Raw genomic sequence first — 13,095 nt, 5'->3', positions numbered from 1 at the left:
GAAATACCGTGAATGCGACTTTTTCAAGGATTCCAGGGAAGGCGCTGAAATATGGGCGATCTCAATATCAGGATCGTCGATCGCTGCTTCGCGGCGGAGGCGTTCCTTAAGCGCTTGAGTCGAGTCCGAGAATTGTTTGATGAAAGACTCACCTGAGCGACGTTTGTAAGTGATTATGAAATCAGTCATTAATCTGTTCGCTTTCGATTGGCGGGCCAGTAAGGGCGTCTTGTAGTTTTCTCAGCGCTTTGAGGGTGTCATTGTTGTTTTCAGCAGTGTCTGCTAATTCTAACTCATAGTTTGCCATGTGCATGTAGAACTTAGCCCGGTCTCTATGTACATGTGGATCTACGGGGATGGCCCTTGATGTCGCGGTTATTGACTGCAAACCATTCTGCGCTGATTCGTACCCCTTTTCCAGACTAGTCTCCATGTTGTAGAAACGGTCAGAGATTTCGAGCAAGTTTGCCCTCAAAGATTGTAAGTCGGGGTGCGCTGGACGGTACTCGTCTTCGTAGCGAATTCGTCGGCCTGTAAGGTCTGCCAGTTTTTCAAATGTATTTGCCCATTCGGCTTGGAGCTGGGTGCGCAATTGAATCTCCACGCGACCGGTAGGTTTGCTGGTAATCCATACATGCACCGCACGGTATCCACGCTGGGGATTAGAGAGGTAGTTCTTGATGGTTACTTCCGCATTGACTTGCTTGACTAGAACCTCGATAGCCTTGGCAATATTTAGTAGGACAGAGTGAGTCGCGCCCAGATCGAAACGTACACCGGCGAAGTCTTGCATCGCCGATAAGCGGGATCCTCTGTTTAATTTGTCTGCGATGGATGACCTAGTCTTGACTCGGGCAGATTGTACTGCCTCGAAAGGCCCTCGACCGTCAGCGTCTATGGATTGAACCGCAGACGAAACGAGCTTCGTAGTTTCGTCTTTGAGCCATTCGTACCAAGCGATGATTTCTTCTTGGCAATCGGGCGGTGTACTGCGCTTTCCTACATAGAACTCCCCCAACTTATCAATTTGTGAATTTGAGAAGGGACGCTTTTTGCAAAGGAACGTGGCGTCCGTACTTGTTTCATTGCTCACTTTTAACCTTTCCCCCGAGCAGAGCACAATGAATTCAGTTGTGCTCAGCCTCTAATCTAGTAGCAATCAGTCAACCATGGGGCCGTTCTAATCGTTGTCGGGAGTGAGTCCCTGCTTTTCATCGGTATCGCGAGTGACTTGTCCAACCTGTTGAATGGCAACGCCTTGGAAGCTGACTGGGGTGGCTAGCGCAAGAGCGCCCGGTCCCGTTGTCACGTAATGTTCAGCGATTGATTTCCCAGGTCTTGACGTCCGTTGCGCAACGAGGAGAAGTCACAATCTCTCGCATTCCTGAGGAGCTCACCAGCACGGTAGCCGCCGAGCTGCTAGGTGTTTCGCGCCCAACGCTCATGAAATGGGCAAGGGACGGAAAGATAGTTACCCACAAGCGTGGAACGCATACGAGGTTCAAGCGCGAAGACGTATTGCAAATGAGGCGCCAGCGTGCCAAAGAACGTGTGATGGCGTTCCAGGAATGGCGTGCATTCGAAGAGGAGAATGCGCATTTGTTCTGAGGGGACACGTCGCCAAGCGCCCGCCCCTTTCATGCACCGTCCGTGACAAGCTCCCGCAGCGCAGTCAGCGCCTCGCGTGAGGCGGTGCCGTAGCGCTCGCGCAGGAAGTGGTGGGTGGCGTCGGGGTTGCCCAGGGAAACGGGCACGTCGCTGAGGTTGTGTAGTTCCGATTCGCCGGCGGAGGTCTTCTCCACGGACCAGAAGCTTTCCGGGCGCAGGCCCAGCTCGCCGGCGCGCTCGAGGACGCTGAAGGTGTGGGAGGCAAAGATGAGCTGCGCGCCGTGGACGTTGATGTCGGGCTCGCGGAAGGCGTGGATGATGAAATCGAGAAGAGCTGGGCGCAGGGCGGAATCTAGTTCATCGGCAACCAGAATCCCGCCGCGGCGCAGGGGGTCCAGCACCAGGGGAGCGGTGGCCATCCAGTTCTGCGTGCCGCCGGATTCATCGGTCAGCTTCAGCTCGTAGAAGGAATCATCGGTCTTGTGTTCCACGATGATGGCGTGCAGCAGGGATTCAATCTCCGCATCGGAGTAGGCGCTGAACTCGTCGGGGCGGCGGAGCCGTGCGCTACTGCGGCTGAGCGCGTCGATGACCGGGCGCATCTGGCGGAAGACGTGTTCCGGGATGCGGTCTTGGTTGAGGCGTACGGAGTGGATTCCGGCATCGGCCGCGCGAAGTAGGGCGGCAGCCTCATGCAGGTGCAGCTTGCCGGTGCGGATGAGGCCGGTGATGCGGGAGGCGGTGCTCATCGCGGTATGCCCGTGCGGCAGGTAGGCCACGTCGTACACTAGGGCGCGGGCCAGCGGGGCTAGCACAGGGTGCCCGTCGCGCAGGCCGGCGGAGAGGATCAGCTCGGTGTCTGTTACGGGGCCGAGCTTGGCGATGTCCCCCTTATCCATAAAGGAACGCGTCCACTGCACCTCCTCACCGCGGGTGCGCACGAAGCAGGGGCTCCACCTGGTCGAGGGCACGCGGCTGAGCCACTCGGCATGCACGCCGGTAAAGCTCCACTGGAAGCCGTAGAGATAGCGCACGCCGTCAAGCTCGAACTCCAGCTCAAAAGTGCTAGGCAAGCGCTGCGTTTTGGGGTCGAGGCGGTACGGGGCGTGGGGGAGTTGGTTGGGTGGGGCGTCGGCAAGCCAGGCGGTGGCAGAGGATTCGATAGCAAGCAGGGCGAAAGCGAGGGCGTTGAGGACGCTGCTCTTTCCGGAGGCGGTGGGGCCGATTAGGACGGTGATGGGATCGCTGACCTGCTCCCAACCTTCCTCCGGCGCGGTGGAGTGCTGCCAATGGTGGTACAGCGAAAGCGTCTGCGTGGCGCGGATGCTGCGGAAGTTGGACACGCTAAAGGAAAGGAGCCTCATGCTCGCAAGACTACAAGCTCACCACATAAATCGGGCCTAAGTTCTGGCGCTGAGATTCGTTTTCCTCCCATGCCTTAACCCAGTGGACGCTGGTAGCGTTTTAGTACACACCGCAAAAGCAATCACAGGAGGCCACATCCTATGCACGGGGATACTACTGAGCTGCTCGTGTGTCTCGGGTTGGTGGTTGTCATGGTTCTCTACTGGACCTATTACATCCGGAGCGTGCGAACAACTCCCAGATCAGAAAGATGGTACGACACAGCCGATGCGGAAGGCGCCGAAAGTGATGGCGTGCTCTTTATTTATCCCTATGGCACGCTAATTATGGGCGCTGCCGGTGCCACAGGGCTGGTCGCAAATATGAACCTCCCAGAGCCCGCCGAAACGGTGCTGCTTGTTCCGATCATGGCAGCTTTCGTCATCGGAGTGATTGGGTTTACTGGAGCGATTGGGATACCGCTTCCGTGGCCTTTTGTTCCGCGTTGGGTCGTGGACATCCGCAAGGCAAAGCGTGCTCGAAGGCGTGAGCGCAGGCAAGCCAGAAAGATGAAAAAGAAGGAATAAGCCTGGCAGCTTACCCAGCGTCTAGAGCCCAGCCCGGCCAAAAGTGAGCAGAAGCGTGCCATGGCTTCGTCGTGGCGGTGGAAAGACCGGAAGATCGCTGCTGAAGTTCAGACAGCGATTTCAGGGGCCTAAATTGCCGTTTTCCGGGCCCGCCGATTAATGTTGCTGGGAGCGGATTCGCTGTCTGTATTGTGTGCTGGTTGAGTACTGGTGCTCTCATCAGGCAGGGAATACGCGGGGCTATAGCTCAGTCGGTTAGAGCTACGGACTCATAATCCGTTGGTCCCGGGTTCGAGCCCCGGTGGCCCCACTTTTGCTCAGCACCCGATACGATGACCACCATGAGCGTTGTCGAGATGGACCCATTGATCGAGTCGCTGTACTACTGGTCCGACATCATTGGTGTCCTCCTCATGGGCATGATTGGCGGAACCATGGCCCGCCAGCGTGGCTATGACATCGTGGGCTTCTTCTTCATTGCGATGTTCTCCTCCCTCGGCGGCGGCATGATCCGTGACGTGCTCATCAACCGCGGAACCGTCGCCGCGATGAGCCAGCCGGAGTACCTCTACCTGGCGTTTACTGGTGCTATCATCGCCCGCTTCGTCTACTTCAAAGGCAAGACGTGGGACTATGTCCAGTCCCATGGGGATGCGGTGGTCTCGGCGCTGTGGGCGTCGACAGGCGCGCTCAAGGCCATTGCCTATGGCCTGCCCCTGATTCCCTGCATCATGATGGGCGTGTTCACGGCCACGGGCGGATCCATGATTCGTGATATTGCCATGGGGCGCGAGCCCGCCGTCTTCGGGGATAACACCCCCACCGTGATTCCGGCGGTGGCTTGTGCCCTGGTGGTGCTCGGCGCGGACTCCGCCGGATACTTGGCCTGGGGAGTCATCTTGGGCCCCATCGTCTCCTTTGTGATGACGATGCTGGGTATTTGGGCCGGGTGGCGCGTGCCCGCCCGCCAGGAGTGGGCGCCGGTCAATGACACCGCGGCCTACGTCATGGTGATGGCACGCAAGGCGGAGAGTAAAGGCAGGGCCGTGGGGCGTCGTCTAGAGCCCACCAAGCTCCGCTCCTGGCGCCACAACCAAATGGAGAAGGCACTGCAGCGCCGTATTGAGCGCGAAGTGCGCGCCGGCAAGCGACGTGCGGAAGCGGCTATCGACGCCAACGAGTTCCTTGATTCCTTCAACGAGGAAGTCGCGGAGATGTCGGAGATGATGGAGCCGGCCCCCGCGGAGGCGGAAACCCCCGATTTCGGCGTGGACTTAAGCGGTGACTCCTATGAAACCCCGAGCGCTGATGAGCCCTCACCGCGGGAGCTTTTGGATCGCATTTTGGCCGATGACCAGCTCACCGATGAGTTGGTGGAAAGGCTCATGCGCCGCTATGAAAAGCGAGATGATTAGATCCTCTAAAGTATGGGTGAAAGTGAGGTGATGAACGCGTGACGTCGAGGCGAAATTTTCTGGGCCTGCTGGCGGTGGTAGCGATGTCGGGAGTTGCGGCGCCCGCGATGGTGCGGTGCAGGTCGGAGCACGGCGGCGTGGATACCTCAGACATGAACCTCATCACCACTGATATTTCAGAGCCGCAACGCGCCCTCATCCCGGCTGATTCCAACGATGTGCCGGGGCAGACCATTATCAACCTGGTGTATTCGGGGCTGATGTACGTGGATAAAGCCGGCGGTGCCCACTATGACATGGCGGAATCCATCACGCAGGTCGATGACACGACCTATGACGTGGTGATTCGTGAGGACGCAGAGTTCTCCGATGGCTCCAACGTCACCGCTGAGGACTTCGTCGACACGTGGAATACCGCGGTAAGCCAGTCACTGCTCTCGGCACACCATTTTGAACCGATTCTGGGCTTTCATGACGGCAAGAAAACCATGCGCGGTCTGACGGTCACGGGGCAGAAGTCCTTCCGCATTGAGCTCTCACGCCCCACGGCGGGGTTCTTGGAGAGGCTGGGTTATTCGGGCTTTTTCCCCATGCGCTCCGAAGACCAAGACAAGTTGAGCGAGCGCGGAATGGAGCCCATCGGCAGCGGACCGTACATGCTGGCCTCTTGGGAGCGTGAGAAGGCAGTGACCCTCGTGCCAAACCCGCGCTATACAGGCCCGCGCACCCCGCAGAATGAGGGCATTAAGTTCGTTGTCTACTCCTCGGAGGAGCAGGCTTATAAGGATCTCGTCGAAGGCCGGCTGGACGTGCTCACACGCATACCATCGGAGAGACTCGGCAGCTTCGAAAAGGAACTGGGTGAGCGTGCACTGACTACGCCAGGTGGCTCCATCATGGAAATCACCATCCCCGCCAATGACGCGAATTTCCGCGGTGAGGCTGGGCGCCTGCGCCGCCGCGCTTTGTCCATGGCGGTGGACCGAGAAGAAATTGCTCGGGACGTCTTCCACGACAGGGTGCTTCCTGCCACCAGTTTCGTCGCGCCGCTCTTTGGCACCACCCCGCCTGTCCCAGAGGGAGCCGACGTGCTGACCTACCAGCCGGACAAGGCCCGCGAGCTGTGGGAAGAAGCCGAATGGCTGAAGCCCTTCGAAGGCACATTCAGCATTGGCTATAACGTCGATGGCGGCCACAAGACGTGGATTGACGCGGTAGCGAAACAGCTGAGGGATACCCTCGGTATTCCCGCAGAGGGTCAAGAGTTCGCGACTTTGAAGGACCTGCGCAAAGAGGTTACTGCCCGCCACATCACAGGGGCCTTCCGCACGATCTGGCAGGCGGAGTTCCCGGAGGAATCGACCTTCTTGGTTCCCTTGTATGCCTCTTTCTCCTCAGAAAACGAGTCCGGCTTTAGCAGCCGTGAATACGATAAGTTGCTGGAAAAGGCTGGCCAGGTACAAGACCACGAGGAAGCCCAGAAGTACTACACCGAAGCGCAGAGCTTGCTGCTGGAAAAGATGCCGGCCATCCCGCTGTGGACCACGAAGGCTTATACCGCTTACGGCGCAGACATCGTCCCCGCCGGCTTCACGTGGAAGCCCACCCCGAACTACTATCTCATCCACCGCGCTTAAGACTCCAAGGGTTCTGTCAGGCTGAAAGAGTAACCTCGGCGGAATGCTGAAGTACTACATGTTCGCCATCTGGCAGGCCATCGTAGATCATGGTTTGCCGCTGTTGGGAATGCTTCTGTTGGGCATTCTCATCCCGCGTATCGGCCGGCTGGCTGTGCGGGTTATTGAGTCCCGTCTGGATGAGAATCAAGAATCCACCAAAGCGCGCCTAGCCCTCGCCGGGGCGCTGGTGTACGTGGCGCAGGCGGTGGCATACTTCCTGCTTGTACTGGCTGCGCTGTCCAACCTTGGGGTGCCGCCCCTTGGCGCGGCGATTCCGGCAACCGTCGTCTCGGCCGCCGTCGGTTTCGGTGCGCAGTCCATCATCGGTGATTTCCTCGCGGGCTTCTTTATCCTGTCGGAAAAGCAGTTCGGTGTGGGTGACTACGTCAGCTTCGACGGTGTGACGGGCGTGGAAGGCACCGTTGTATCGCTGACTCTGCGTACGACGACTGTGCGCACGCCCACCGGCGAAGTCGTCATGGTGCCCAATGGTTCTGCGGGCGTGGTCACGAACTTCTCCCAAGAGTGGTCCCGTGCGGTGGTGGATATTGCCATCCCGGTCCACGAGGGCGAGTCCTTGCCGGAGATCACCGAACAGGTGGAAAAGATTTCACAGCACGCGCTTGATACCCCGGATATCCGCGCGGATGTGGCCGGCGAGCTCGACGTCCTGCCCGCGACCGGGCTTACAGCGCCCACTGCGGCTGGCCAACCCTGGCAGGTGCAGTACCGCGTCTTGGTGCAGGTGAACCCCGCCCGCCAGTGGGCGGTGGAGCGCGCTATCCGCTCAGCCCTGCTGTCCTCCTTCTGGGATCTATATAAGATGCCCACGGCAGAGGGCTTGCCGGGCGATGCCCCGCAGGTGCTTGACGACGCCCCCGATACCAACACCCTTGATGCCAGCACCCCCACCACCGTCATGCCGGCGACAGGGGCCGCTTCGACCTCGCAGCACAGCGCGACGTCGGATAGCGCGGCTGAGGCGCAGACGGAGGTCATCGCCACGGAAGCTGTGGCCGATGCCGCTGAGGAGCCGCAGGAGAACATGGATGACGGCCCCGGCCGTCCGGCGTATTCGGCCGAACCCGAGGAGGAAGAGGAGGACGACTATCAGCGCGGCATCTGGCGCGCAGATAAGCCGGGGAACAAGTGGCAGTACTTCTGGACACTCGGCGGGCGCGTGCGTGCCTCTACCACGGGGCTCATCGCAGGCCTCGGCGTGGTGGGCCTGCTGCTGCTTTCCTCCGCTAATCCGGATGGGGTGGATGCTGGGTGGCTTTCGCCTTCGCGCTGGATGGGGGATTCAGAAGCAGCTTCCGAGTCCGCGGAACCGTCTGAGCCATCGGTTGCGCCGAACACCACGCCGCAGGGCGCACCGTCTACTGATTCCACGGACCAAGAACCGACGGATGCCGGTGAAGCGGTGACGCCGACCGATAGAACTCCGGACAGTGAGGCCACGTATGTGCCGGCGGATCCGCAAACTCCTGAATCCCAAGCTCCGGTCGAGGAACAGTACTCCGAAACGGCCGCACCAACCGTGAATGAGCAGCCCACCGCGAACGCCACGGAGGGTGCTGCGGAGCCTTCAACCTTGATGTAGGTCCTGCAAAGCCCGGCAGAGTTGGGAGAGTGTTGCCGAGAGACAGCAATACAGTGCTGTTCTCAGGGGCAGCGCTGAGGATGTGCTGCCGGGAAACGCTTGGAGAGGGCGCATAAGAGATATGAGTGATAGGGAAGTGCAGCGGCGCAATGCGCTACACCTTGTGTATCGCCATGGCGGGGGCATCCGTTAACGAAGTATTGGCCGGGGGCATTCCAGCTCCATCTCGATGCGCAATTTCCTGCGGGGAAGAACCGCGGGATATAACTTAGGTTTATGACCAAGTTCTCTCGCGCGGTTCTCGCCGCCTCTGTCTCTGTTTCTCTCTGTCTTTCCGCCGTTGTTCCCGCACAGGCGGAGACCGCCGCCCCGGGGGTTGAGGCTCCTGCCAGTGACTCTTCTGCTGCTGATGCTGGTGCCGATCTGTCTTCTGATCAGGATGCTGCATCTTCTAGCCAGGATGCTGAATCCTCTGACCAGAGCTCTGACTCTTCCAGCGCGGAAGATGACGCCGAATTTCAGCAGTCTTCCCAGGGTGAAAAGATTGCTCTTGGCGTGGGCATTTCCGCAGCCATCCTCGCAGCTATTGCGGGTGGCGTGTACTGGGCCGTGCAGCAGCGCATCATCCCGAATCCGCTTCCGGGCGTGATTCCGTCGCCGCCGGCACCGCAGCCCGCACCGGCACCTGCTCCGGCCCCACAGCCTGCGCCGGCTCCCGCACCCGCACCGAAACCAGCTCCAGCACCGGCTCCCGCCCCGAAGCCTGCACCAGCGCCTGCTCCCGCACCGGCGCCGAAGCCGGCACCGGCGTCCTTCACCCGCTGCGCTGATGTGTGGAACGCGCTGGGCCGCCCCATCTATGCGGGTGAGCCGGGTTTCCGCTCCAAGTTCGACCGCGATGGTGATGGCGTAGGCTGTGAGCGCGATCCTCGTTAAGCCCCGTTAAGCTGGAGCGCATGAGCGCTTTTTCTTCTCTTGAGTCCTGGCCAGTCGATACCGTTGCCGCCGCCTTGCTGCACCGCGGCGAGGTGGTAGACCAGCTGGGGGATACCTCCCGCCGCTTCCCGGTGGCCTCCGTGACCAAGCTGGTGGCCGCCTATGGGGTGATGGTGGCCGTGGAAGAAGGGGCAGTGGAGTTGGACCAGCCCGCGGGTCCGGAAGGCTCCACGTTGCGCCATCTTTTAGCTCATGCCTCGGGTGTGGGCTTTGATTCTCGCGAGCCGCAGAAACCCGTAGGGGAACGCCGCATCTACTCCTCGGCCGGCTATGAGTGGGCTGCCGAAGAGGTGGAGAAGGCCACCGAGATTCCCTTCGCCGAGTACCTCACTGAGGGCGTGTGCACCCCGCTGGGGATGCGGGCCACCTCCATGGAGGGCTCAGCCGGACACGGACTGGTCTCCACTGTGGAGGACCTCGCTGCCTTTGCTGCCGAGGTATCTTCGCCCAGCCTGCTCGATCCGTCGACTGTGGAGGAGATGCGCAGCGTTCAGTTCCCCGGACTGCGGGGTATTGTGCCCGGCTATGGCAGCTTCAAGGACTGCACGTGGGGGCTGGGTTTTGAAATCCACGGCGAGAAGCAGCAGTGGATGGGTGGCTTGCCTGCCGATGCCGTGGGGCACTTCGGCATGAGCGGTACCTACCTGTGGGTGGCTGGTGACTGGGCCATGGTTGCGCTCACTGACCGTGATTTCGGCGAGTGGTGTAAGCCGCTGTGGGCAGAGAGCAACACGGCCATCTGGCAGGAGTGCCAGGCGCGCTAGTCACGATTGCGCGGCAACGTTGAAGCTCGTCGCACCTGGCCACGCATGCGGCGACGGGGGTAGCAGGGGTGACTGTGGCGACAACGCGCGCGTGTTGCGCGCGTTTTCTTCTGTGGCTTAAGTGATTGGTGGGGCGAATTTTCGGATGGAAGTCTCAAGTTCTTGTTGAGACTGTGGGGGGCTTAAGTGCAGGTTGAGGGTTGTTGTGGCCCAAGTGGCGGGGGAAAATTGTGGGCACACAACGACGCACCGCGTGGCCACATACTGAGGCCGCACCAGGCGGTGTTCGCGCCTCGGCGCGAGTGACGTGATGAAGACAAGTTCGTAGGGGAAGACGAAGCTCGTCTTGCGTCGGCGTATGCCGGCGTGCCATCACTCGCACGTCAAAGGAGTTTAAGGAGTGAATCAACGCGTTCACCCGCAGCTAGCCGGTGCCGCCGCGCCGGCCGCTTCAGCCACCCCACTTGGCAGCCCGGCGGATAGTTGGCCCAACCGCGCCTGCGGTGAGGTCTGCACTGCCGTGCTGGAGATTTCAGGCATGCCGCGCAGCCTGCGCCCTGCCATCGAGCGCGCCATGGCGCGCTGTATTCGCAGTGAAAGCGAATTCATTGTGCCCGGCGATGATCCACTCACCGCCCAATGGTGCACCCGCTGGCGCCGCGATTCAGTATGGGATCCGATGAGCGGCCGCGCTCTCGGTAGCGCGGCCGCCGCCAACGCCGGTTGCGCCGGAATCGGCTGCCAGCAAGTGCTCACCGGAACGCCCAGCGAATTAGAAGCGCTGGGCCGCGCGGTCGAGATGCTGGCGGGGGAGTATGGGTTTCGGGGCGTCGTCAAGCGTGCGGTCTAAGCCCTAGTCCTCGAAGGGATCGAAGATGCGCTCCGGCAGGTCCGCCACGGAGTCAATGATGCGCGTCGGGCGGAAAGGATAGCGCTCGATGATGCGGTCATCGCTGATACCTGAGCGCACCAGGATGCTGCGCATGCCGGCCTCCAGACCAGACTTGACGTCGGTATCCATGCGGTCACCGATCATGACGGTATTCTCCGAGTGCGCGCCGATGTTGTTCAACGCACTGCGCATCATGACCGGGTTCGGCTTGCCCACGTAGTAGGGCTCGCGGTTGGTAGCTGCGGTGATGAGTGCTGCGACTGCACCCGTGGCCGGGAGTACGCCCTGCGGTGCCGGGCCCGTAACATCCGGGTTTGTGGCAATGAACCGCGCGCCGTTGCGGATGAGATTGATAGCCGTGGTGATGGCTTCAAAAGAATAAGTGCGGGTCTCACCCAAGACCACGAAGTCCGCGTCACGGTCATTGAGAATCCAACCGGCCTCGTGCAGCGCGGTGGTCAGGCCAGACTCGCCCACGACATAAGCCGTGGACAGCCCCGCTTGGTTGGAGAGGAAGGCCGCCGTGGCCGTCGCCGAGGTCCAGATGCGCTCCGCCGGGATGTCCAGGCCGGTGTTCTTCAGACGTGCGGACAGGTCCCGAGGGGTGGACATCGAGTTGTTGGTCAGCACCATGTACTCGATGTTGTTATCCTTCAGCGCCTGGATGAATTTATCCGCGCCGGGAATCATCTCCCCTTCTTTGATGAGGACGCCGTCCATGTCCGAAAGATAAGAAATCACGAGTGTTCCTCCAAGTACTCGGCAAGCTCGCCCACCGTGGTGACGGAGAGCATGGTTTCTTCGTTGAGGCGGACCCCGCAGGCTTCCTCGAGGCGCACGGCTAATTCGATGCGCTCGAGTGATTCAACCCCCAGGTCCTCCAAATTCGCTTCGCGCTCCAGGCCTTCCTCCACGCCGGTCACCTTAGTGATGAGGCGGGTGAGCTCGCTGTATGCGTCCCCGGCGGGTGCAGAGTCCTGCTCTTCTGCCGGTGTGGAGCCGAAGCGGGCTTGGAGTTGCGCTGAAAGGTCATTAGCCATGGGGCCCAGTCTAGTATTGAAATGTCATGGTTATTCGAGCACGTTCCTCCGCCATCGCCCGCAGCTGGTCGCGCCGGGCCCGCCCCCGCATGCGCGCTGTCGAGCATACCGTCCACAACGAGCTGCATGATCTCACGACAGAGCCGGGCCTGACTGGGGTGACTGACTCCGGTTTCGTGGATAACGACGGCGTGCGCGTGGCGTGGTATGAGGTGGGCCCGCAGGATGCGGAGGTCACCGCGGTCTTCATCCATGGCTACTGCCTGTCGGCTGAGAGCTTCTACTCCCAGGTCAACGACGTGCGCAACAACTACCCATCGGTGCGCTGCTTGCTTGTCGACGTCCGCGGCCACGGCCAATCCACCCACGTCGCCCCCGCGCAGTGCACGGTTCGGGGCGCGGCCGATGATGTGCTGGCCGTCATTGCCGAGCGCGCCGCCGAGGGGCCCTTGGTGCTCCTCGGGCATTCGATGGGCGGGATGATTGCGCTGAATCTTTTGCGCCGCGCACCGCGGGATGTCTTTGAGCGCGTCGAGGGAATGGCGCTGGTGGCCACCTCGATGCAGCGCTTTGCAGCCGAGGGCGTGGCGCGTGTCTTGGAATCGAAGACGCTGGGCATGGTCTACCGCGCCTGCCTGAAGCTGCCGAATCGGCTCAACCGCGTGCGCTTCGAGGCAGCGGCACTCATCGCCCCGGCCTTTGCAGCGTTGCTGCAGGGCTTCCCGCAGATGGACAAGCTGCAGTTCCACGTGGCGATGCTGCTGGATACCCCGATGTCGAGTTACGCGGGCTTCTTCGATGACTTGGTGGAGCACTCCGAATTTGGTGCTACGGCCCGGTTGCGCAGCGTGCCGGGGGAGATCGTGGTGGGCGAGCATGACATTGTGACCCCGCACCGCCAATCAGAGGTCATTGCCCGCCACTGGCCGGACTCCACCCTGACCGTCATCGACGGCGCCGGCCACATGGTCATCTTGGAAGAGCCCAGCGAGGTCTCCAAGGCTTTGGGCCGGGTCCTCGATCGCGTGCTCGGCAGCTAGTCCTCGCTGCTGGTGGCTGCTGGGCCTTGTATTAGCGTTGACTGGGCCTCCTGTGGTGGTCGAACTGCCCGTCCTGCCAAAGTTATAGGCTCTGATTCAGGCGGTTTCAAGCGGTGGATGCATCACT

The 13,095-nt window shown here is 60.8% G+C and carries 14 protein-coding genes and 1 tRNA gene; 10 read left to right on the top strand and 5 right to left on the bottom strand.

From position 1 onward, the window contains the following. Positions 1-189: hypothetical protein (locus HMPREF2743_RS12870; RefSeq protein ID WP_083321618.1), on the bottom strand; the 189-nt coding region annotated here is incomplete at its 3' end. Continuing rightward, complete coding sequence (locus HMPREF2743_RS07830) at positions 182-1,093, bottom strand: RelA/SpoT domain-containing protein (RefSeq protein ID WP_168162396.1); 912 nt, start codon at positions 1,091-1,093, stop codon at positions 182-184. The genes HMPREF2743_RS12870 and HMPREF2743_RS07830, both read right to left, overlap by 8 nt. A 209-nt stretch (positions 1,094-1,302) precedes the next feature. On the opposite strand from HMPREF2743_RS07830, the gene HMPREF2743_RS13000 reads away from it, so the two are divergent. After that, positions 1,303-1,608 (top strand): helix-turn-helix domain-containing protein, encoded by a 306-nt coding sequence (locus HMPREF2743_RS13000; protein WP_371326362.1) that lies wholly within the window; start codon positions 1,303-1,305, stop codon positions 1,606-1,608. A 29-nt stretch (positions 1,609-1,637) separates the two neighbouring features. Here the strand turns inward: HMPREF2743_RS13000 and HMPREF2743_RS07820 are convergent, their stop codons facing one another. Further along, positions 1,638-2,972, bottom strand: coding sequence for an AAA family ATPase (locus HMPREF2743_RS07820; protein WP_070744689.1), 1,335 nt, complete (start codon positions 2,970-2,972; stop codon positions 1,638-1,640). A gap of 192 nt (positions 2,973-3,164) precedes the next feature. Here HMPREF2743_RS07820 and HMPREF2743_RS07815 point away from each other — a divergent pair, with 192 nt between their 5' ends. The 8 genes from HMPREF2743_RS07815 to HMPREF2743_RS07780 all read left to right on the top strand — a co-directional run bounded on the left by HMPREF2743_RS07815 (position 3,165) and on the right by HMPREF2743_RS07780 (position 10,846). Further along, positions 3,165-3,539, top strand: coding sequence for a hypothetical protein (locus tag HMPREF2743_RS07815; RefSeq protein WP_246818736.1), 375 nt, complete (start codon positions 3,165-3,167; stop codon positions 3,537-3,539). A gap of 236 nt (positions 3,540-3,775) precedes the next feature. Then, positions 3,776-3,849: transfer RNA gene (locus HMPREF2743_RS07810), tRNA-Ile, on the top strand. Between the two features lie 31 nt (positions 3,850-3,880). Next, complete coding sequence (locus HMPREF2743_RS07805) at positions 3,881-4,954, top strand: trimeric intracellular cation channel family protein (protein ID WP_070818534.1); 1,074 nt, start codon at positions 3,881-3,883, stop codon at positions 4,952-4,954. A 38-nt stretch (positions 4,955-4,992) separates the two neighbouring features. After that, positions 4,993-6,591 (top strand): ABC transporter substrate-binding protein, encoded by a 1,599-nt coding sequence (locus tag HMPREF2743_RS07800; RefSeq protein WP_246824484.1) that lies wholly within the window; start codon positions 4,993-4,995, stop codon positions 6,589-6,591. A 43-nt stretch (positions 6,592-6,634) separates the two neighbouring features. After that, entirely contained in the window at positions 6,635-8,236 is a 1,602-nt protein-coding gene (locus tag HMPREF2743_RS07795) for a mechanosensitive ion channel domain-containing protein (RefSeq protein WP_070447504.1), read from the top strand. Between the two features lie 276 nt (positions 8,237-8,512). Further along, entirely contained in the window at positions 8,513-9,172 is a 660-nt protein-coding gene (locus HMPREF2743_RS07790; protein ID WP_070744685.1) for an excalibur calcium-binding domain-containing protein, read from the top strand. A 20-nt stretch (positions 9,173-9,192) separates the two neighbouring features. Further along, complete coding sequence (locus HMPREF2743_RS07785) at positions 9,193-9,996, top strand: serine hydrolase domain-containing protein (RefSeq protein ID WP_070447498.1); 804 nt, start codon at positions 9,193-9,195, stop codon at positions 9,994-9,996. 400 nt (positions 9,997-10,396) lie between these two features. Further along, complete coding sequence (locus HMPREF2743_RS07780) at positions 10,397-10,846, top strand: hypothetical protein (protein ID WP_070744683.1); 450 nt, start codon at positions 10,397-10,399, stop codon at positions 10,844-10,846. Positions 10,847-10,849: 3 nt separating this feature from the next. Here HMPREF2743_RS07780 and HMPREF2743_RS07775 read toward each other — a convergent pair whose 3' ends face one another. Both HMPREF2743_RS07775 and HMPREF2743_RS07770 read right to left on the bottom strand, forming a co-directional pair. Then, the gene (locus HMPREF2743_RS07775) at positions 10,850-11,629 is read right to left on the bottom strand and encodes an HAD-IIA family hydrolase (RefSeq protein ID WP_070447492.1); all 780 of its coding nucleotides are present in this window, start codon (positions 11,627-11,629) and stop codon (positions 10,850-10,852) included. Beyond that, positions 11,626-11,928 (bottom strand): acyl carrier protein, encoded by a 303-nt coding sequence (locus tag HMPREF2743_RS07770; RefSeq protein ID WP_070447489.1) that lies wholly within the window; start codon positions 11,926-11,928, stop codon positions 11,626-11,628. Before HMPREF2743_RS07770 ends, HMPREF2743_RS07775 begins: the two co-directional genes overlap by 4 nt. Positions 11,929-11,954: 26 nt before the next feature. On the opposite strand from HMPREF2743_RS07770, the gene HMPREF2743_RS07765 reads away from it, so the two are divergent. After that, positions 11,955-12,968 carry an alpha/beta fold hydrolase gene (locus tag HMPREF2743_RS07765; RefSeq protein ID WP_070447487.1) on the top strand — a complete coding sequence of 338 codons (1,014 nt, stop codon included), beginning with the start codon at positions 11,955-11,957 and terminating at the stop codon, positions 12,966-12,968. Positions 12,969-13,095 lie beyond the last annotated feature (127 nt).

This window comes from Corynebacterium sp. HMSC036D02 (genome assembly GCF_001836165.1).
Taxonomy (GTDB): Bacteria; Actinomycetota; Actinomycetes; order Mycobacteriales; family Mycobacteriaceae; genus Corynebacterium.
This window is presented reverse-complemented; position numbering and strand designations above follow the sequence as displayed.

What these genes read in the sequence shown, in the direction of transcription:
- HMPREF2743_RS07820 (WP_070744689.1), bottom strand. Translation starts at nt 2,972, where the DNA reads ATGAGGCTCCTTTCCTTTAGCGTGTCCAACTTCCGCAGCATCCGCGCC.
- HMPREF2743_RS07815 (WP_246818736.1), top strand. Translation starts at nt 3,165, where the DNA reads ATGGTTCTCTACTGGACCTATTACATCCGGAGCGTGCGAACAACTCCC.
- HMPREF2743_RS07805 (WP_070818534.1), top strand. Translation starts at nt 3,881, where the DNA reads ATGAGCGTTGTCGAGATGGACCCATTGATCGAGTCGCTGTACTACTGG.
- HMPREF2743_RS07795 (WP_070447504.1), top strand. Translation starts at nt 6,635, where the DNA reads ATGCTGAAGTACTACATGTTCGCCATCTGGCAGGCCATCGTAGATCAT.
- HMPREF2743_RS07790 (WP_070744685.1), top strand. Translation starts at nt 8,513, where the DNA reads ATGACCAAGTTCTCTCGCGCGGTTCTCGCCGCCTCTGTCTCTGTTTCT.
- HMPREF2743_RS07785 (WP_070447498.1), top strand. Translation starts at nt 9,193, where the DNA reads ATGAGCGCTTTTTCTTCTCTTGAGTCCTGGCCAGTCGATACCGTTGCC.
- HMPREF2743_RS07770 (WP_070447489.1), bottom strand. Translation starts at nt 11,928, where the DNA reads ATGGCTAATGACCTTTCAGCGCAACTCCAAGCCCGCTTCGGCTCCACA.
- HMPREF2743_RS07765 (WP_070447487.1), top strand. Translation starts at nt 11,955, where the DNA reads ATGGTTATTCGAGCACGTTCCTCCGCCATCGCCCGCAGCTGGTCGCGC.